15 protein-coding genes and 2 pseudogenes are annotated in these 19,154 nt (G+C 62.9%); 15 read left to right on the top strand and 2 right to left on the bottom strand.

Going from position 1 to position 19,154, the window contains the following annotated elements:
- Positions 1 to 11: 11 nt before the first annotated feature.
- The 10 genes from G3O06_RS31675 (at position 12) to G3O06_RS31630 (ending at position 10,504) form a co-directional block, all read left to right on the top strand.
- On the top strand, positions 12 to 791 hold the full coding sequence (locus tag G3O06_RS31675; RefSeq protein WP_043187557.1) for an enoyl-CoA hydratase-related protein: 780 nt from the start codon (positions 12 to 14) through the stop codon (positions 789 to 791).
- A gap of 15 nt (positions 792 to 806) precedes the next feature.
- On the top strand, positions 807 to 2,489 hold the full coding sequence (locus G3O06_RS31670; RefSeq protein ID WP_205818555.1) for a class I adenylate-forming enzyme family protein: 1,683 nt from the start codon (positions 807 to 809) through the stop codon (positions 2,487 to 2,489).
- Positions 2,490 to 2,491: 2 nt separating this feature from the next.
- Complete coding sequence (locus G3O06_RS31665) at positions 2,492 to 3,262, top strand: enoyl-CoA hydratase-related protein (protein WP_043187554.1); 771 nt, start codon at positions 2,492 to 2,494, stop codon at positions 3,260 to 3,262.
- Positions 3,255 to 4,010, top strand: a complete 756-nt coding sequence (locus G3O06_RS31660) for an SDR family oxidoreductase (protein ID WP_205818553.1) — start codon at positions 3,255 to 3,257, stop codon at positions 4,008 to 4,010. The genes G3O06_RS31665 and G3O06_RS31660 overlap by 8 nt, the downstream gene beginning before the upstream one ends.
- A gap of 14 nt (positions 4,011 to 4,024) precedes the next feature.
- Complete coding sequence (locus G3O06_RS31655) at positions 4,025 to 5,191, top strand: acyl-CoA dehydrogenase family protein (protein WP_205818552.1); 1,167 nt, start codon at positions 4,025 to 4,027, stop codon at positions 5,189 to 5,191.
- Between the two features lie 9 nt (positions 5,192 to 5,200).
- Positions 5,201 to 6,076 (top strand): 3-hydroxyacyl-CoA dehydrogenase family protein, encoded by an 876-nt coding sequence (locus G3O06_RS31650; RefSeq protein ID WP_205818550.1) that lies wholly within the window; start codon positions 5,201 to 5,203, stop codon positions 6,074 to 6,076.
- Position 6,077: 1 nt separating this feature from the next.
- Entirely contained in the window at positions 6,078 to 6,734 is a 657-nt protein-coding gene (locus tag G3O06_RS31645) for a 3-hydroxyacyl-CoA dehydrogenase family protein (RefSeq protein ID WP_205818549.1), read from the top strand.
- Positions 6,731 to 7,843, top strand: a complete 1,113-nt coding sequence (locus G3O06_RS31640; RefSeq protein ID WP_205818548.1) for a CaiB/BaiF CoA-transferase family protein — start codon at positions 6,731 to 6,733, stop codon at positions 7,841 to 7,843. The genes G3O06_RS31645 and G3O06_RS31640 overlap by 4 nt, the downstream gene beginning before the upstream one ends.
- A 12-nt stretch (positions 7,844 to 7,855) precedes the next feature.
- Complete coding sequence (locus tag G3O06_RS31635; RefSeq protein ID WP_205818547.1) at positions 7,856 to 8,845, top strand: NADPH:quinone oxidoreductase family protein; 990 nt, start codon at positions 7,856 to 7,858, stop codon at positions 8,843 to 8,845.
- Positions 8,846 to 8,962: 117 nt separating this feature from the next.
- Complete coding sequence (locus G3O06_RS31630) at positions 8,963 to 10,504, top strand: 3-hydroxyacyl-CoA dehydrogenase (protein WP_205818546.1); 1,542 nt, start codon at positions 8,963 to 8,965, stop codon at positions 10,502 to 10,504.
- Positions 10,505 to 10,610: 106 nt separating this feature from the next.
- Here G3O06_RS31630 and G3O06_RS31625 read toward each other — a convergent pair whose 3' ends face one another.
- Positions 10,611 to 11,813 carry an ABC transporter substrate-binding protein gene (locus G3O06_RS31625; protein WP_205818545.1) on the bottom strand — a complete coding sequence of 401 codons (1,203 nt, stop codon included), beginning with the start codon at positions 11,811 to 11,813 and terminating at the stop codon, positions 10,611 to 10,613.
- Positions 11,814 to 12,331: 518 nt separating this feature from the next.
- Here G3O06_RS31625 and G3O06_RS31620 point away from each other — a divergent pair.
- The 5 genes and pseudogenes from G3O06_RS31620 to G3O06_RS31600 all read left to right on the top strand — a co-directional run bounded on the left by G3O06_RS31620 (position 12,332) and on the right by G3O06_RS31600 (position 18,765).
- Positions 12,332 to 15,847, top strand: coding sequence for an indolepyruvate ferredoxin oxidoreductase family protein (locus G3O06_RS31620; protein WP_205818544.1), 3,516 nt, complete (start codon positions 12,332 to 12,334; stop codon positions 15,845 to 15,847).
- Positions 15,848 to 15,943: 96 nt separating this feature from the next.
- Complete coding sequence (locus G3O06_RS31615) at positions 15,944 to 16,210, top strand: hypothetical protein (RefSeq protein WP_205818543.1); 267 nt, start codon at positions 15,944 to 15,946, stop codon at positions 16,208 to 16,210.
- Between the two features lie 60 nt (positions 16,211 to 16,270).
- A complete protein-coding gene (locus tag G3O06_RS31610) occupies positions 16,271 to 17,422 on the top strand; it encodes a branched-chain amino acid ABC transporter substrate-binding protein (protein ID WP_205818542.1) in 1,152 nt (383 codons plus the stop codon).
- Between the two features lie 97 nt (positions 17,423 to 17,519).
- Positions 17,520 to 17,708: a hypothetical protein gene (locus G3O06_RS31605; protein WP_205818541.1), complete on the top strand. Its 189-nt coding sequence runs from the start codon at positions 17,520 to 17,522 to the stop codon at positions 17,706 to 17,708.
- Between the two features lie 307 nt (positions 17,709 to 18,015).
- Positions 18,016 to 18,765: pseudogene (locus tag G3O06_RS31600) on the top strand (carbon-nitrogen hydrolase family protein).
- 189 nt (positions 18,766 to 18,954) lie between these two features.
- Here the strand turns inward: G3O06_RS31600 and G3O06_RS31595 are convergent.
- A pseudogene (locus G3O06_RS31595) lies at positions 18,955 to 19,154 on the bottom strand (branched-chain amino acid ABC transporter ATP-binding protein); the annotation flags it as partial.

The raw sequence follows: 19,154 nt of genomic DNA, 5'->3' as shown, positions 1-19,154 counted from the left end.
CAGGAGACACAATGAACTACTCGGAAATCATCTACGAAGAAGACGGCCCGATTGGCACGATCACGCTGAATCGTCCGGACGACGGCAATATGTTTACGGAGACGATGTGCCACGAGATCCGTGACTGCATCAACGCGATTCGGCGCGAAACGCGTACGCGGGTAGTTGTGATCACAGGTGCCGGCGACAAGTTCTTCTGCACCGGCGGTCGCAAGGAAGGCATGCCGGACACCACACTCTATGCGGGCGTGCTGCCGACGCTCGAGATGTACGAGAGCATCGACCGTCTCCAGAAGCCGGTGATCGCATCGGTCAACGGTTTCGCGGTGGGCGGCGGCAACGTCCTTCAGGTGGTCTGCGACCTGACCATTGCGAAGGAGTCGGCCGTGTTCCGTCAGGTCGGTCCGATGGTCGGCAGTTTCGACGGCGGCTACGGTACGTGGTACCTCGAAGACCTGGTCGGCAAGAAGCGCGCGAAGGACATCTGGTTCCGCAATCCGAAGATGAGTGCGCGCGAAGCGCTTGAGATCGGCCTCATCAACCGCGTCGTGCCGGACGATCAGTTGAAGACTGCAACGCGCGAGTACGCGCTGGAAGTCGCAGAGCGCGGTGCATTCGCGCTCGCGTCGTTGAAGGGCGCGTTCAATGCGCGCCACGGCGGTGTAAGCGGCCTGTCGCGCATGGCGCACGACCTGCTGCTGCGCGGCTATCTCGACACCGATGAGCATGACGAACTGGCGGCCGCATTCGCAGAACGCCGCAAGCCGGACCCGAGCAAGTTCGGGCATTGATGCGCGGATGATGCCATGCAGAATATCCTGACCCTTCACAACCCGCAGAACGCGCGCGACTACTACCTGTCTGGCGTATGGCAGCAGGAGACGCTTTACACGCTGGCTCGCCGGCATGCGCGCGAGCGTCCGACTTCATGTGCGTTGCGCGATGCCGACGTGCGCCTGACCTGGCGCGAGGTGGTCGATTGGGTGGACAGCGTTGCCGAAGCGCTCCACCGGCAGGGCCTGAAACCGGGCGACCGCGTCGGAATCTGGCTGCCCAACGTCGTCCATACGGCGATCGTCTTTCTAGCCTGTTCGCGTAACGGCTACGTCTGCTGCCCGTCCCTTCACCAGAACTACACGGTCGATGAGATCTGTACATTGTTGAACCGCATCCAGTGCCGCGCGCTGTTCGCGATGCCTGGATACGGAGCGGATGCAGATCGCCACTCGATCTTCGCGCGTGTCGGCGAGATGCCGGCCCTTGCCGCGGTGTTCGCGCTTCCCAATCCGGTGCAGGATCAGCCGGCCGATCCTGCCGACGTCCTGCCGTTTCCGGGGCGTCAGCCGCCGGCGGCCGTGGCGCCCCCGGACCTGAACCCCGACAAGATCGTCTACCTGGCGTTTACGTCCGGCACTACCGGACAGCCCAAGGGCGTCATGCACAGCGACAACACGCTACTGGCAAACGGGCGCGCGCTGGTCGAGGACTGGGGGCACACGTCGGATACGACGCTGCTCACGCTCAGTCCGATGAGTCATCACATCGCGACAGTCGCCATCGAGCAAATGCTGGTGGCGGGTCTCGAACTGGTAATGACGAACCTGCGCGGCGGCAAGCACGCGCTGGACTGGATCCTCGAGACCGGGGCGACCTATGTGATGGGCGTGCCGACCCACGCGATGGACATCCTGCAGGCCGTGCGCGATCGCAACCTGCGGACGCTGGGCGACGTGCGGACGTTCTACATGGCCGGGGCCGCGATTCCTCGGGAAGTCGCTCAAAAGTTTCTCAGCCTCGGCGTGACCCCGCAGAACATCTACGGCATGACGGAAAACGGGTCGCACAACTACACCATTCCGACTGACACGCCGGACACCATCGTTTCGACGTGCGGCCGCGCGTGTCGCGGTTATGAAGTCCGACTGTGGAAGCAGGACAACTCGGACGTCGAAGCCGAACCGGGCGAAATCGGGGAAATCGGCGGCCGTGGCGGACTCCTGATGCTCGGCTATTTCAGCAATCAGGTCGCGACGGAAACGTCGTTCAACATCCACGGCTGGTTCATGAGCGGCGACCTCGGCATGTTCGACGAGAACGGCTGTCTCGTGATCGTCGGACGCAAGAAGGATCTGATCATTCGCGGCGGACACAATATCCATCCCGCGCGGATCGAGGAACTCGCGATGCGTCATCCGCTGGTCGAGCGCGCCGCCGCGTATCCGGTACAGGACGAGCGGCTCGGCGAGAAGGTCTGCCTATCGGTGATCCTGCGTACCGGGCAGCGCCTCGAACCGAACGACATGCTGGCCCACCTCGCCGACTGTGGGCTGTCGAAATATGACATGCCCGAGTACTACCTGTCGCTCGACGCCTTTCCGCTGACCGCGAGCGGGAAGATCCTCAAGCGTGATCTGGTCGAGATGACGCTGCGCGGCGAGTTGAAGCCCGTCTCGGTCCGATTCAAGGCGTCCGTTACCGCAGGAGTCTGAACATGACAATCGAACTGGATTTTTCCGGGCCTTACGCACTACTGACGCTGAATCGCCCCGACGCCCGCAACGCACTGCAGTTCTCGATGATCGAATCATTGGCGCGAGCGCTCGACGACGTTGCCGCATCCAGCGCGCGTGCGCTGGTCGTGACAGGCGCGGGCACCAAGGCGTTTTGCGCAGGCGCCGACATCAAGGAGTTGATGGATCGCGGGCTGATGGACCAGCGCCGCGGCGCTCAACTCGGTCAGCGTACGTTCGCCAAGCTGGCCGCGTTGCCAATTCCGTCCGTGGCGGTGCTGCACGGATATGCGTTTGGCGGCGGCCTCGAGCTGGCGATGGCCTGCACTTTCCGCGTAGCGACCTCGCAGGCGCGCATGGGGCTGCCCGAAATCAAGCTGGGCCTGATTCCCGGATACGGGGGGACGCAGCGCTTGTCCCGCCTGGTCGGTGAGGCACGAGCCACCGAACTGGTGATGTCGGGCCGGACGGTCGATGCCACCGAGGCCGAGCGATGGGGACTCGTCAACCGGATCGTCCCGGATGGCGATCCCGTCGAGCTCGGCAAGGCATTCATGTCCGAGTTCGTCGGCTACAGCCGGTGTGCATCGCAATTCGCGCGAGAGGCCGTCGTGCGCGGCACGGCAACCACGCTCGGCGAAGGCCTCGACATCGAAGCGGATCTGTCCACGCTTGCATACCAAACCGCCGATGCGGCCGAAGGCATGCAGGCGTTCATCGAAAAACGTACTCCGGAGTTCAAAGATGCATGATCGTCTCAACGGGACCGTCATCGTGACGGGGGCAAGTCGCGGGATCGGAGCGTCCATCGCGGCCGAGCTCGCAATTGCCGGATTCAACGTCGCGTGCCTGTCCCGGTCCGGCGAGTTGCCGAAAGTGACGGACCTCGATGGGGAGGCGCGGCGCAGGATGATCGCGATACGCTGTGACATCACGGACGCGCCGGCAATGCATGCCGCGTTCGCGTCGGTACCCGACGCATTCGGGCAGGCCGTCGTCGGCCTCGTCAACAATGCGGGCATTCACCTGCAAGGCCCGTCCGCGACGTTTCCGCTCGCCGATTTCGAGCGGGTCATGTCCACCAACGCCGCCTCGATCCTGCTCGCGAGCCAGGCCGCCTATCCGCTTCTGTGCGATGCGGGTTCGTCGCTCATCGTCAACATCGGCTCGTTCTATGACAAGCTCGGGGTCAAGGGCAACGCGGCCTATTGTGCGTCAAAGGCCGCAGTGGGCGCGCTGTCGCGTTGTCTCGCGGTTGAGTGGGCGCGTCAGGGCATCCGCGTCGTCAATGTCGCGCCAGGCTACATCGAAACCGACCTGAATCGCGACGAGCTGAACGAAGGGGCGTTGCAGTCATTCCTGAAGAAACGCATTCCTCTGGGGGCCCCCGGCAAGGCCGACGACATCGGGCGTTTCGTCGCGACCCTGTTTCAGCTTCCCGCAGCGTTCGTGACCGGCGAGACATTCTATGTCGATGGCGGTCAGGGCATCGCCCTTTGATGCAGGGACCACACATGAACATTCTGGAACGGCTTGACGCGCGCCTCCCGCTCTCCGAAGAGGAACGGATGATTCTCGACAGCGTCAAGGATCTCTGCGAATCGCAGCTCGCGCCCCGCGCAGCCGAATACGATCGAAACAGCGCGTTCCCGTGGGAGAACGTGCGGGCGATCAACGAACTCGGCCTCAATGCGATGTTCATTCCCGAGGCCTACGGCGGCGCGCAGCTTTCGTACCTGTGCTATCTGGCATGCGTGCGCGAGATCTCGAAGGCTTGCGCGTCGACCGGCATCATCTGGGCGACCAATTTCCACGCGATCAAACCGCTGATCGAGTACGGGAACGAAGAACAGAAGAGCCGGCTGCTGCCGCGCATTGCCGAAGGCGGCCTCGCATCGCTCGCGATCACGGAGACCGCGGCGGGATCTGATGCGACCGGTATGCGCACCACCTTCACGCCCGATGGCGACGACATCGTCATCAACGGCGGCAAGATCTTCATCACCAACGGCGACGTCGCAGACTTGTATCTGCTGTTCGGGAAATGGTCGGAAATCGATGATGCGAAATCCGCCATTTCCGTGCTGATTCTCGAAAAAGGCACCGAAGGCCTGCGTGTGCTCGGCACCGAGCACAAGATGGGCACGCGCGCGTCGAGTACCGCCAGCCTGTCGTTCGACGGCTGCCGGGTGCCGCGCGCCAACCTCATCGGCAATCCCGGCGACGGCCTGCGCATCCTCTTCGGGTCGCTCAACCGGTCTCGCCCCAGTATCGCAGCACATGCGCTCGGCATCGCGCGGGCGGCGTTCGAGGACGCCGTCGACTACATCAACGAACGCCGTCAATCCGGCAAGCGCATCCTCGAATTCCAGGGTATCCAGTTCATGCTGGCCGACATGGCATCCGAACTGGTCATGTGCGAATCGCTGCTGTGGCGGCTCGGCGGGATGGTCGATGCCGGCGAACAGGATTTCGGCGTCGAGGCGTCCGTGCTCAAGCAGCGGGCTTCCGATGCAGCGATGCGCATTACGACCGACGCCGTGCAGCTGTTCGGCGGCTACGGCTACTGCAACGACTATCGCGTCGAGCGCCTGATGCGCGACGCCAAGATCACCCAGATCTGGGAAGGCACCAACCAGGTTCATCGTCAGCTGATCGGACGCAGCTTTCTGAAGAAATAGGAGACATCCATGACAACCATCCAGACCGTCGGCGTCGCCGGCGCGGGCACGATGGGCGCCGGGATCGCGATCGTCGCGGCCCGGGCCGGCTTTCGCACCATCGTGTTCGATACGCGCCAGGACGCGCTCGACAAGGCGCGCACCCAGACCGAAGGCTTTCTCAGGAAATCGGAGGAACGGGGCAAGTTGCCCGCAGGCGGCGCGGCCGCAACCATGGAACGCTGGCAGGCCACGACCGAACTGGCGAGCCTCGCCCAGTGCGACATCGTGATCGAGGCCGTGTTCGAGGATCTCGCTGTCAAGCACCAGATCTTCCAGGCCCTGGACAAGGTGTGTCCGGCGACGACGCTGTTCGCGTCGAACACCTCGACGATCTCGATCACTGAAATCGCCGGCGGCTCCGGCAGGCCCGACCGATTCGTCGGCATGCATTTCTGCCTGCCGGCGCAACTGATGAAGCTGATCGAGATGTCGCCAGGCCTTGCGACGTCCGACGATACGTTCCAGCGGGCATGGGCATTCGCCGAGGCGCTGGGACAGAAGCCGGTCGCCACGCAGGATACGCCGGGCTTCATCCTCAACTACTTCCTGATTCCGTTCAACAACGATGCGATCCGCCTCGTCGAGCAAGGCGTGGCAGAGCCGGCCGACATCGACGCCGCGATCAAGGCCGCACTCGGGTATCCGATGGGACCGCTCGAGCTCCTCGACCTCGTCGGCATGGACACGCAGAAGCTGTTGTGCGAAGCCATGCACGGACTGACCCACGAACCTCGCGCGGCATGCCCGCCACTCGTGCGGCGGATGATCGCCGCGAATCGCCTCGGCAAGAAAACCGGCAGAGGTTTTCATGTGTACAGCGACAACAAGATGTTCGGAGCCTGACATGCGCTATGAGATCGTCAAGGCCGGCGAAAGCCGGTCCTTCCCTACCCCGCATCCGTTCCTGGAGCAGGCATCGACCGGCGGCGATGCACTGGTGTTCGTCGGCAGCGACGCTGGTCGTGCCTACGCAGCGTCCACTGGCCTGGCGTCGCGGACGTTTGTTGCGATCGAGCTGGGTACCGAGTGCCTGGGCGTCCATACGGGCGAGCACCGCGGGCTCGAAGGGAGCAACGTCGTCGGGTTCGCGCGGTTCAGGCTGGGCGATGCGGACCCGAGCCCGCTTGTCGAACTGGTTCGGCAACCGGGTACGGCGGCGGCGGCCATCGACGCCGCCAAGGAAGCATTTCAGGCCGCGGGCCTGGTCGTCGCGGTCTGCAATGACTTTCCTGGCCGCATCGTCGATCGGTTGATTCGTCCGTACTTCAATGCGGCGCTGCGGCGCCTCGACGAGAAGCTGGCGAGCGCCGATGACCTAGACAAGACGCTCTGCCTGGGGCTCGGCTATCCCGAGGGGCCGATTTCGCTGCTCGAACGCACGGGCCTCGCCCACCACCATGCGATCACCGAGGCGCTCTACCAGGCGCTCGGCCAGGAACCCTACGCCCCGGCCCGCCGCGCGCGCGTCGCCGCCGAACGAGCGAGCGGAGGAGCGCAATGACACAACCGCTCGCCGGTATCAAGGTACTCGATTTCTCTACGCTGCTTCCCGGACCGCTGTGTTCGCTGCTGCTGGCGGAGGCCGGTGCCGAAGTAATCAAGTTCGAACGGCCGGACCGGGGCGACGACATGCGCTCGTACGAGCCGAAGGTGGACGACGACAGTACCAACTTCGTGCTTCTGAATCGTGGCAAGAAATCGGTCGCGATCGACCTGAAGGCGCCTGATGCGCTTGACCGGCTGGCGCCGATGATCGAAGCGGCCGACGTGCTCGTCGAGCAGTTCCGGCCCGGCGTGATGGAGCGGCTCGGCCTCGGCTATGCCGCCCTCGCGAAACGCAATCCGCGGCTCGTGTACTGCTCGATCACCGGCTTCGGGCAGGATGGACCGCGCGCGCACGAGGCTGCCCATGACCTCAACTATGTCGCGGCGGCAGGCATGCTGTCGCTGACGGCCGGCGTCGACGGCAGCCCCGGCCTGCCGCCGGCGCTGATTGCGGACGTTGCAGGTGGCGCATATCCCGCCATGTTCAACATCCTGCTGGCACTGCGGCAGCGGGATCTGACAGGCCAGGGCTGCCATCTCGACATAGCGATGGCCGACAACCTGTTCACCTTCCTGTATTGGGGCCTCGGCAGCGGTGCGCGCGGCCAATGGCCTCGTCCGGCGTCTGAACTGGTAACGGGCGGGTCGCCGCGCTACCAGGTCTATCGCACCGCCGACGACGCCTTTCTCGCGGCCGCACCGATCGAGGACAAGTTCTGGAGCAACTTCGTCGCGCTCGTCGGACTGGATATCGAGACGCTTGCCCGGATGTCCCCGGCGCAGGCAACCGACTCGGTGGCCGATGCGATCGCACTGCGTCCGCTCGCCTACTGGCTCGATCGCTTCGCCGGTCAGGACGTTTGCACGAGTCGGGTGGCGAGTCTCGAGGAGGCCTGCCGAGATCCCCACTTCGTCTCCCGTGGCGTCTTCGACCATACGGTACGGACTGCAGCCGGTAGCACGCTGCCGGCCCTTCCGGTGCCCGTGGCCGCGGTCTTCCGCGATCCAGGCCGCGATCGGCAGTCGCCCGCGCTTGGGGCCGACAATTCGCTGTTGAACGGGTGAGGGGCGAACGACATGAAAGCCATTGTGATCCAGGCGTTCACTGAACCCGAACACCTGAACATCGGCGAGCTACCCGATCCGCAAGTCGACGACGACAGCGTGCTGATCGACGTCCGTGCCGCGGCCGTGAACTATCCCGATTTGCTGGTCGTGCGTGGGACCTATCAGGTGCTGCCCGAGCGCCCGTTCGCGCCAGGCAAGGACGCGGCCGGTATCGTGCGGGCCGTCGGGCGCAACGTGACGCGCATCCGCCCCGGCGATCGCGTGGTCGCGCAAATGGAGTTTGGCGCATTCGCCGAACGGGTCAGCGTCAATGAACGATCCTGTTTTGTACTGCCCGACTCGATGTCGTTCGAAGATGCCGCGGCCATGGGGCTCGTCTACCAGACAGCGTATTTCGCGCTCATTGAGCGCGGCGGGTTCCGTGAAGGCGAGTCGGTGCTCGTCACCGGCGCCGCCGGTGGCGTGGGTTCCGCGGCGATCCAAATCGTCAAGGGACTCGGCGGACGCGCGCTGGCGGCCGTCAGCGGGGCCGAGCAGGCAAGCGCCGTGACGGAGATGGGCGCCGACGCAGTCATCGACCTGGCCGCGCCGAATCTACGCGATTCGCTGCGTGAGCAGGTTCGCGCGGCGACGGGCGACCAAGGCGCCGACGTGCTGCTCGACACGCTCGGCGGGGACGCGTTCGATGCCGCGCTGCGCGCGATGGCCTGGTGCGGCCGCGCAGTGGTTATCGGCTTCGCGTCGGGACGCATTCCCGAGGTCAAAGTCAATTACCTGCTCGTCAAGAACATCGCCGTCAGCGGCCTGCAATGGAGCGACTACCGAGATCGTCAACCCGAAAAGGTTCACGCGGTACAGGCGGCGATTTTCCGACTGTACGATCAGGGCGCGATCAAGCCCAGGATCGCCGGCAGGCTCCCGCTCGCCCGCACCGGCGAGGCGCTGGCGAAGCTGGCCTCGGGCCAGTCGTCCGGCAAGTATGTGGTGACGCTCGATTAACGATCCTGCGTGCGTCATGCAGCGGACGCGAGCTGACGCACGCCCCTACCCCGTCGTTCCGGTGGGTCTAGTCGATCCACCGGAACGATACGTTTCCGACTCCCCGCCCTCAGCAGAATGAACATGCAAACCACTACATCAATCCCGTCCCTCGAGACGATCGGCATCGTCGGCGCCGGCGCGATGGGCCGCGGCATCGCGCAAATCGCGGCGCTGGCCGGGCTCGCGGTGAATCTCTTCGATACGAACCCGCAAGCTCTTGACGCGGCCCGCTCGTACCTGTCCGACACCTTCGCCAAACTCGCCGACAAGGGCAAGCTGAGCGCCGAAGACGGTGCCTCAGCGCTCGCGCGCGTCCGTCCGTGTACGGCACTCGAGGAACTGACCGCCTGCGATCTGGTGATCGAGGCCATCGTCGAACGGCTCGACATCAAACGTCAGTTGATCGGCGAACTCGAGACGGTGCTGCGCCCTCAAGCCATCATCGCGTCGAACACGTCGTCGTTGTCGATCACCGCGATTGCCGCGGGCGCGAAGCATCCCGGACGCATCGCCGGCTATCACTTTTTCAATCCGGTGCCGTTGATGAAAGTGGTCGAGGTCATCGACGGACTGTCGGGGGATCCGGCTGTCGGCGATGCGCTGATGGCGCTCGCGGGCCGCATGGGGCATACGCCAGTACGATGCAAGGACATGCCGGGCTTCATCGTCAACCATGCCGGCCGGGGCATGAACATCGAAGGGCTCAAGGTCGCGCAGGAAGGCGCTGCGTCGTTTGCCGACATCGACGACATCATGCGCGAGCAGGCCGGTTTTCGAATGGGGCCGTTCGAGCTGATGGATCTGACCGGGCTGGACGTGTCGCATCCGGTGATGGAGTCGATCTACAACCAGTTCTATCAGGAGCCGCGTTATCGCCCTTCGCCAATCACGGCAATTCGGGCGGTCGGCGGGCTGGTCGGCAGAAAGGCCGGGACCGGCTTCTATCGCTATGAAAACGGCCAAAAGCAGGTTCCGGCGACATTAGATGCGCCGTCGGCCCGGCCGGCCAGTGTGTGGGTCAGCCGGGCTAACCGGCGCGGGCACGACATGGTAGTCAGGCTGCTGGCCAACCTGGGGGTCACGCCCGAGGAGGGAGAAACGCCGTCGCCCGAGGCGTTGATCGTGGTGACGCCGCTTGGACATGACGCGACCACGTGTGCGGTCGACGAACGTCTGGACGCGGCCCGCGTGATCGCGATCGATACCCTGCTGCCGCTCGACGCGACGCGACGCCGAACGTTGATGACCACGCCCGCAACCACGGCAGCTGTCCGGGACATGGCGCATGGCCTCTTTGCGAGCGACGGTGTACCGGTGACGGTAATCCGCGACTCCGCCGGGTTCGTTGCGCAACGCATCGTCTGCTGCATCATCAACATCGCCAGCGACATCGCCCAGCAACGGATCGCGTCGCCGGACGATATCGACCGCGCCGTTCATCTGGGTCTCGGCTATCCGAAGGGGCCGCTGGCGCTCGGGGATGCGATTGGCCCGCGCCTGGTGCTGTCGATATTGCAGAACCTCACTGGCCTTACCGGGGACATGCGCTACCGCCCTAGCCCGTGGCTGTGGCGTCGGGCCGAGCTCGGCATCTCGCTGCTCGTGGACGGCGCGTGAACGGGCCCGTGTCCGAAGGGCGTTTCCACATGTAGGGATGCCGGTCTGCGCGAGAAGTGTCGCGTCACGTCGACGCGAACACATCGCACAGACCGGCGCTCGAGACTCAGTCCTTAAGCGTGCATCCGCTTTGTGCGCTAGCCTGGAAGGCCTTATCCTTCGGAATGACCTTGATGATCCGGAGCAGGTCCCAGTCTCCCTTCGATTCAGACGGCTTCTTCGCCTCGGCCAGATACATGTCATGGAACATCTGCCCGTTCGCGGCAATACGGCCGTTCTTCGCAAAGAAATCGTTGATCGGGGTCCCGTGCATCTTCGCCATGACCTTGTCCGAGTCGGCCGTTCCAGCTACCTGGACTGCCTTCAGATACTGCGTAACAGCGGAATACATGCCGGCCTGGACCATTGTCGGCATCGCTCCGGTCTTCGCGAAATAGCGCTTGCCGAACGCACGAGTTTCATCGTTGTAGTCCCAGTAGAACGCGGTCGTGAATTGCAGGCCTTGCGCGGCTTTCAGGCCCAGCCCCTTGAGATCGCTGTCGAAGATCAACAACGGTGCGACGACCTGCTTGCCGCTACCGAGGCCGAACTCTGAGGCTTGGCGAATCGCGTTCTGGGCATCGCGTCCGGCATTGGCGAGCGCAATCACCTGTGCCCGCGATGCTTGCGCCTGCATCAGGAAGGACGCGAAATCGGATGCGGCGAGCGGATGGCGCACCTCGCCGATCACCTTCCCGCCGGATTGCTCGATGACGGCCGACGCGTTGTCCTTGAGGGAACGGCCGAACGCATAGTCGGCCGTGATGAAGAACCAGTCCTTCTTTCCCTCCTCAACAATGGCGCGCGCCGTCCCGTTCGCGAGCGCGTACGTGTCGTACACGTAATGGATGCCATAGGGCGAGCACTGCTTCCCGGTCAGTTCGGTCGTCGCGGAGCCGGCGAAGATCGTCACCTTCTTCTTGGTCAGTCCGACTTTCTGCAACGCCAGCGCTGACGCGGAATCCGTCGACTCGATGATCATGTCGACGTTGTCCCGGTCATACCATTCGCGCGCACGCGTCGCGGCCACATCCACCTTGTTCTGGTAGTCGGCGCTCAGAACCTCGATGGGCTTGCCGAGTACCTTCCCGCCGAAGTCGTCCACGGCCATCTTGACGGCGGCCACGCCACCGGTACCGCCGATTCCGGAATACACGCCGCTCATGTCGACCAGAACGCCGATCCGAAACGGGTCGCCCCCGGCAAACGCCGGCTGCCACAGCGCGGCACAGCAGGCAATGGCGCAGGTGCGCAGTATGGTGATCTTCATTGAATGTCTCCTGTCGTCGTTGTCGTCGGAACCGCACGTCGTGTCGCAAGACACGGTTCCGCACTGGCCTGTGTGCAACAACGGTGCCAGCGCGCGTCCCGTGTGTTGGCACGGACGCTGCGGCCGATGTCCTTGTCGACATTCGAGGACATGTACTTGCCAAGAACATTCGTGTCCGGAACATGCACAGGTCGACGAATGCGCGCGGGCCCACGCGCAAATCGTCCAGCTCGGAGGTTCGCGAACTGATCCAGTCGACATGGGCGGGCGCCGCGCGACCCCGACAACGCAGCGGTGTGCTCAACCGCGCAATGCGTTGATGAGCGGGTTCCGTGACGCCGTCAGTGCGTTCAATCTCCCCAGAATCTCGAACTTGGTTCATTCATACCAATGAATCGAAAATTAGTGGTTTGAACGGCTTGAATTCGATGAATTCGGTAATTCAATTTGGTGCAAAACGCTCGAATCGGCGCCATAAACTTACTCATCATTGGAGAAGTTGAATTCTGGAGACATTCGTGAGTACTGAGCTGACGCCACAACGCGCTTCGAGCTCGGCCCAAAGCCGACAACGCACCTTCATCACCGGCATCCAGGCGCTGGTCCGCCTGCCGATGATTCAACGCGAGCGCGATCGGGCGCTCGGCCTGAATACCGGAGGCCTGATATCCGGATATCGAGGATCGCCACTCGGCGTATACGACCAGCAGCTGTGGAAGGCATCGAAACAGCTTGCCGCGCACGACGTCGTGTTCCAGCCGGGCCTGAACGAGGATCTGGCCGCGACCGCCCTGTGGGGCGCACAGCTGCATACCGTCTTCGGCGACACCAAGGTCGATGGCGTCTTCGGTATCTGGTACGGCAAGGGCCCCGGCGTCGACCGGACCGGCGACGTATTCCGCAATGCCAACATGATGGGGACGTCGAAGCTGGGTGGCGTGCTCGCGATTTCCGGTGACGATCACGCCGCGCAGTCGTCCATGTGGCCTCATCAGACCGATGGCATTTTCCACTCGGCATCGATCCCCGTCCTGCAGCCAAGCAACGTCCGCGAGGTGATCGAGTTCGGCCTGGCCGGTATCGAGATGTCGCGCTACACCGGGCTGTGGGTGTCGCTCAAGACGATCGCGGAAGTTGTCGAAACCGCGGCTACGATCGATATGGCGACCTGGCCAACGTTCCATGCGCCGACCGATTTTCCCATGCCCGCGCACGGCCTGAACTGGGATCCGACGCTGTCGTGGCCCGCCCAGCGCGGCGAATACGAACGCCGGCTGATCGACGAGCGACTGCCGGCGGCGCGCGCATGGGCACGGGCGAACCGGCTCGACCGCGTCATCGTCGATGCGCCGACGAAAGGCCTCGGCATCATCACCGTCGGCAAGGCGCATCAGGACTTCATGCAGGCGTGCCGCGATCTCGGTCTGAGCGACGCGATGCTGCGCGACATGGGCGTATCGGTCTACAAGGTTGCGATGAGCTGGCCGCTCGAAACCGACGGCGCAACCGAGTTTGCCGCCGGGCATCGCGAAGTACTCGTGATCGAAGAGAAGCGCGCCAACGTCGAAGCCCAGCTCAAGGAAGCCCTGTTCCATTGGCCGGATGCGCAGCGCCCCGCCATCTCGGGGAAAACCGACGTGGCCGGCAACATGCTGCTTCCTGAAGTCTGGGAATTTAGCGCCTATCTCGTCGCCGGCGTGCTGGTGCGCAGAATGCAGGCTAACGGAATTGATTCGCCCGCGTTGCGCGATCGTCTCGCCGAACTCGACGCGGCGGCCAAGAAGCCGTCCACCGCGGTCATCCCCGTGCGTCGCCCCTTCTTCTGCTCGGGCTGCCCGCACAATACGTCGACACGTACGCCCGACGGCTCGATCAGCGGCGGCGGGATCGGCTGTCACGTGATCGCGCTGTCGCAGCCGGAACTGAAGACCAAGGTGGCCAGCCACATGGGCGGAGAAGGTGCGCAGTGGATCGGCGCGGCGCCGTTTTCCAAAACCGCGCACGTTTTCCAGAACCTCGGCGACGGTACCTATCAGCACTCCGGCCTGCTCGCCATTCGTGCCGCCGTTGCGGCGAAAACGAACATCACGTACAAAATCCTGTACAACGACGCCGTCGCGATGACGGGCGGTCAGCCGACCGAAGGCACCAACGACCCGGCCCGCATCACGCGCCAGTTGCACGCGGAAGGCGTCGAGAAGATCGCGTTCGTGACCGACAATCCGGCACGCTGGCAAGGTGATCGCGAGCTCGCACCGGATGTCGGCGTGTACCATCGCGACCAGCTCGACGCGGTGCAACGACAACTGCGCGACGTACCGGGCGTCACCGCGATCGTCTACGAGCAGACCTGCGCGGCCGAAAAGCGCCGTCGCCGCAAGCGCAAGGAAATGCCCGATCCGGATCGGCGCGTCTTCATCAATCAGGAAGTCTGCGAAGGCTGCGGCGACTGCTCGGTTCAGTCCAACTGTATCTCCATTGAGCCCGTCGATACGCCGCTTGGTCGCAAGCGCGCAATCAACCAGAGCGCCTGCAACAAGGACTTCTCGTGCGTGAAGGGATTCTGCCCGAGCTTCGTCGAAGTCGAAGGCGTGAAGGTTCGCAAGCCCGACAGCAAGCGACTCGTCGGAATGGAAGCGGACTTCCTCGCCACCCTTCCCGTCCCGGTGCTGCCGGCGCTCGCCGAGCCGTTCAATATCTACATCACTGGTATTGGCGGCTCCGGCGTGTTGACCATGGGGGCGATTCTGGGTGCCGCGGCGAGCGTCGACGGCCTCGCCTCCACGGTGCTCGATTTCACCGGCATGGCGCAGAAGAACGGCGCCGTAGTCAGTCAGGTACGCATCGCTGCGACGGATGACCAGATCGCGGCGTCCCGCATCGGCGAGGGCAAGGCCGACCTGCTGCTGGGTGCCGATCTCGTGGTGTCGGCGGCGCCCGATTCGCTGCTCCGGCTGTCCCAGAAGCGAACGTCGGCCGTGCTCAATCTCGCCCCGACGCCAACGCCTGATGTCGTCAGCAACCGGGACGCCGCATTGCCGACGAAGCTGATGCACGATCGAATTCGCAATCGGTGCGACACCAACGCGTTCCATGCGTTCGATGCCGGTGCGATCGCACAGAGCATCTTCGGCGACACGTTGCCGACGCATACGCTGATGCTGGGCTATGCATGGCAGAAAGGCTTGGTGCCGCTGAGTCGCGAGGCGATCGATCAGATCATCGAGCGCAACGGCGCGGCGGTTGAAATGAACAAGTCCGCATTCAACTGGGGGCGCATCATCGCAGCCGTGCCGGATGCGTTGAACGTAATCCAGGTTCCTGTGGGCGCGTCGAAGGCAGAGCCCGCCAAGCTGGACGATCTCGTCGCACTGCACCGGAAGCGGCTTGTCGAGTACCAGGGGGATGGCTACGCGAAGAAGTATGCCGATCTCATCGCACTTGCATGCCATGCGGAAGCGAAGGCCGGCGGCAAAGGCGATGCGTTCGCTACTGCCGTGGCTCGGAGCGCGTACAAGCTGATGGCGTACAAGGACGAGTATGAAGTCGCTCGACTGTATTCGACGCCGGAATTCCGCGATTCGCTGATGGCCCAGTTCTCGAACGCCGACAAGGTCTCGCTGTGGCTGGCACCGCCGCTCTTTTCCGCTGTCGACCCGCGCACCGGCCGGCCGAAGAAGCGCAAGTTCGGCCCGTGGATCTTCCCGGTCCTGAAGGCGGTTGCCGGCTTGCGTGACCTGCGCGGCACGGCGCTCGACGTGTTCGGCTACACCGCCGAGCGGCGCGCGGAACGACGTCTCATCGCCGAGTACTTCGACGATATTCGCGGCGTGTGCGAGTCGCTGACCGCAGGCAAGCTCGAGCAGGCAACCGCGCTGGCATCCTTGCCCCTGGAGATTCGCGGCTTCGGCCCCGTCAAGGAGCAGGCCATGCGCGATCATGTAAAACGACGCGACGACGCGCTGGCCGCACTCTCCGGTAGAACTGGAAACGGCACCAGCCCCCGTTCTAACAGCACCATCAAGGCCGCATAAAAACACAGCGAGACAACACCGAGCACGTCCCTGACGGGCTCGGTGACTCGCGAAATCCAGGAGCGCCGTTCACAGCTGTCGCCCAGGAACCATTCTATGCGCCTCGCGCTTGCCACCGTGCCGCCGGAACAGTTTCAGGAAGGCAATGCTGACGCAGCCAGCGCCGCATCGGGCCGTCGTTCGGGCAACCGAAGACTGCTCCGGCCGATTGACCAGGGTGGTGGCGCTCACGCGGACATCTATGACGAATTCCCGGTCGGGGAATCGAGCACAACCTCACAGGTCATCGCGCGCGTCGGCATGCGTCACAAGTTCTCACTACTGCTGCCGCCGGCTGGCGCACGGTGTGCGCCAGCCGGGTGAAATTTGTCTGGTGCAGAAAGCCATGCCCGCTCGGCAATCGAACATTAATCGGAGTGTCAAATGAAGACGAGTATTCCCATGCAGAAACTGATTCCGGTCGCCTCAGCAACCGCGCTTTTTGTACTGATCTCGACGACCGCGACTGCAGACGAGGTCGTGAAGATCGGGCACGTTGCGCCGCTGACAGGTGGAATCGCCCACCTCGGAAAGGACAACGAAAACGGCGCACGCCTCGCAATTGAGGAAATCAATGCGAAGAAACTCGTCATCGGCGGTAAAAATATCACTTTGGCACTCGACCCACAGGACGATGCCGGTGACCCGCGTACCGCGACACAGGTGGCCCAGAGACTCGTTGACGACAATGTCGTCGCCGTAGTCGGCCATCTGAACTCGGGCACGACGATCCCAGCGTCGAAAATCTATAGCGATGCAGGTATCGTGCAGATCTCACCATCGGCCACGAACCCGACCTACACACAGCAAGGATTCAAGACAGCGTACCGAGTGGTCGCTACCGATGCCCAGCAAGGTCCGGCACTCGCGAATTATGCGGCGGCGAGCCTGAAGATCAAGAGTGTCGCAATCGTCGACGACGCGACCGCCTACGGTCAAGGTCTGGCCAACGAGTTCGAGAAGACCGCGAAGTCGCTCGGTCTGAAGGTGCTGTCGCACGACGCGACGAACGACAAGGCAGTGGATTTCCGCGCGATCCTCACCAAGATCAAGGGCGAAAACCCGGACGCAATCATGTACGGCGGCTTGGATGCGACTGGTGGCCCGTTCGCGAAGCAGGCAAAGCAACTTAGCTTGCGCGCGAAATTGCTCGCCGGTGATGGCGTTTGCACGGGCAAACTGCCGGATCTCGCTGGTGATGCCGCCGCCAATGTGGTTTGCTCCGAGGCCGGGATGCCGCTCGAAAAGCTTGCAGGCGGCGCGGCGTTCCAAAAGAAGTACGAGGCGCGTTTCCACCAGCCGATTCAGATCTATGCTCCACTCACGTACGACGCCGTGTATATCATCGTTGATGCGATGAAACGCGCGAACTCGACGCTCCCGGCGAAAATTCTTGCGGCGATGCCCAGCACTGACTACAACGGTGTGATCGGCGAAACGACGTTTGATGCGAAGGGTGACCTCAAGCACGGCGTGATCTCGCTGTACAAGTACAACGCCGGGAAGAAATCACTGCTTGACGTCGTCAAGATGTAACGAAACCGTTCAGGGTAGCGTCGAGTTTGTCGTCCATTGGAGTTGGCCGTGCCCGCGCATAGATAGATCGGAATTTTTACAACGAAGGACTTCGAGCATGAATACTGACCAAGACAAGAAGCCCGATGGCAACACCTACGTCACTTTTTCGCAAGCGATTCTTCCACGCGGCGGCAACCCGATTAGCAATTACCAAAAACTGCTTGATCATCCGACTGCGGGACTGGTGGGGCATATGGATGATAATCCGCACAGCGCACACGTCGCGATACTCGGCTACAACTGAGCGCTAGGGTAGCCGTCATCCAGCTGCAGAAGCCCCTGTACAGGCCTGGTTAATGACTATTTCTAGCAGTTGGTGTCATGCGTTTGTTTCATGTGTCGGCAATATACCGCGTGAGTGATGCTTCTTACGGCCGGTATATGCCGCCGCGGTCGCCAGAAGTCCACCTTCTTGAATAATCTGCGCAACCCCGATCCGACGGAACCGTAGACGTGGACTCGACGCAGTTCGCTCCACTCGCTCAAGTTGACAACGAAAATCCGAAATCGCATGCGTTCATTTCCGACCACACCTACAGCTGAGCCCGGATATGACTACCACTCTCGTTGTAGCGGCTGCCCAGTCCATTTCTGTTGCTGGTGACGTGCAGGAAAACGTCGAGCTGCATCTTTCCTTCGTTCGCGAAGCTGCAGCCAGACATGCTCGTCTCGTCGTCTTTCCAGAGTTGTCATTGACTGGCTACGAATGATCAATCGCAAATGATGTCTCAATCCAACCGGACGACAGGCGCCTCCTCCCACTGATCGATGAGTGCGTTCGAAATGGTATGACCGCGGTTGTAGGTGCCCCGCTGCGCTGCAACGACGCATTACAGATCGGAGCGTTGATACTGAGGCCGGATCGGACGGTCGGTACGTATATGAAGCAGCATCTGCATCCAGGTGAAGACACATCGTTCATAGCAGGATCGGGTGGAGAGCCGATATCGGTCGACGGCGAAATCGTCGCATTGGCGATCTGTGCCGACACCGCGCACCCTGTACATGCAGAACGGTCGCGCGGGTCAGGGGCGAGCCTATATGCAGCGGGGGTCCTGGTAACCCCGACCGGTTATGCGGCAGCTACCTTATCGCTCCAGCAGTACGCCGTGCGACATCACTTCGCGGTCCTTATGGCGAACCACGGCGGAGTCACTGGTGGTTGGTTGCCTGCCGGCAAGAGTGCGTTTTGGGACGAGGACGGACGTTGCGTCGCCGCAAGCAACGGTATCGGTCGCGCGCTGGTGATTGCCAGCAGGACAGATGCGGGCTGGCGAGGCGATATCGTTCCGTTGCCATGAGTTGTGCGCGAGGAGCTTCGATGGCTATCTCGCGTACCTTATGTAGACTCGCGGCCAATCATGACTTGCCGCTCCGGTTCAGAGCTCGCGTCGCGATGGCATCTGATGTGAGATGGTGGAAAAGGCTATGTCACCGTGTTGCTCCTTCAACACGATGACATAGCTTCGGGAAGCCCCGATCTTTCCTCATCAACCGCCGAGGTACGCCTGCTTGATCCGGTCGTTCGCGAGCAGGTTCGCGCCCGTGTCCGCCAGCACCACTCGCCCCGTTTCGAGCACGTAGCCGCGATCGGCCACGCCCAGCGCCTTGTTCGCGTTCTGCTCGACGAGGAACACCGTGACGCCTTCCTCGCGGATCATCCGGATGATGTCGAAGATCTGCGCGATCA

The sequence above is a fragment of the Burkholderia sp. Ac-20345 genome (assembly GCF_017104825.1).
GTDB lineage: Bacteria > Pseudomonadota > Gammaproteobacteria > Burkholderiales > Burkholderiaceae > Burkholderia > Burkholderia lata_B.
The sequence above is the reverse complement of the archived record's forward strand: the minus strand, read 5'-3'. Positions and strand labels throughout refer to the sequence as shown.

Excerpts from the sequence above, each read along its gene's own strand:
- G3O06_RS31675 (WP_043187557.1), top strand. The coding sequence starts at position 12 with ATGAACTACTCGGAAATCATCTACGAAGAAGACGGCCCGATTGGCACG.
- G3O06_RS31650 (WP_205818550.1), top strand. The coding sequence starts at position 5,201 with ATGACAACCATCCAGACCGTCGGCGTCGCCGGCGCGGGCACGATGGGC.
- G3O06_RS31670 (WP_205818555.1), top strand. The coding sequence starts at position 807 with ATGCAGAATATCCTGACCCTTCACAACCCGCAGAACGCGCGCGACTAC.
- G3O06_RS31645 (WP_205818549.1), top strand. The coding sequence starts at position 6,078 with ATGCGCTATGAGATCGTCAAGGCCGGCGAAAGCCGGTCCTTCCCTACC.
- G3O06_RS31660 (WP_205818553.1), top strand. The coding sequence starts at position 3,255 with ATGCATGATCGTCTCAACGGGACCGTCATCGTGACGGGGGCAAGTCGC.
- G3O06_RS31605 (WP_205818541.1), top strand. The coding sequence starts at position 17,520 with ATGAATACTGACCAAGACAAGAAGCCCGATGGCAACACCTACGTCACT.
- G3O06_RS31625 (WP_205818545.1), bottom strand. The coding sequence starts at position 11,813 with ATGAAGATCACCATACTGCGCACCTGCGCCATTGCCTGCTGTGCCGCG.
- G3O06_RS31610 (WP_205818542.1), top strand. The coding sequence starts at position 16,271 with ATGAAGACGAGTATTCCCATGCAGAAACTGATTCCGGTCGCCTCAGCA.
- G3O06_RS31640 (WP_205818548.1), top strand. The coding sequence starts at position 6,731 with ATGACACAACCGCTCGCCGGTATCAAGGTACTCGATTTCTCTACGCTG.
- G3O06_RS31630 (WP_205818546.1), top strand. The coding sequence starts at position 8,963 with ATGAACATGCAAACCACTACATCAATCCCGTCCCTCGAGACGATCGGC.
- G3O06_RS31615 (WP_205818543.1), top strand. The coding sequence starts at position 15,944 with ATGCGCCTCGCGCTTGCCACCGTGCCGCCGGAACAGTTTCAGGAAGGC.
- G3O06_RS31665 (WP_043187554.1), top strand. The coding sequence starts at position 2,492 with ATGACAATCGAACTGGATTTTTCCGGGCCTTACGCACTACTGACGCTG.
- G3O06_RS31635 (WP_205818547.1), top strand. The coding sequence starts at position 7,856 with ATGAAAGCCATTGTGATCCAGGCGTTCACTGAACCCGAACACCTGAAC.
- G3O06_RS31655 (WP_205818552.1), top strand. The coding sequence starts at position 4,025 with ATGAACATTCTGGAACGGCTTGACGCGCGCCTCCCGCTCTCCGAAGAG.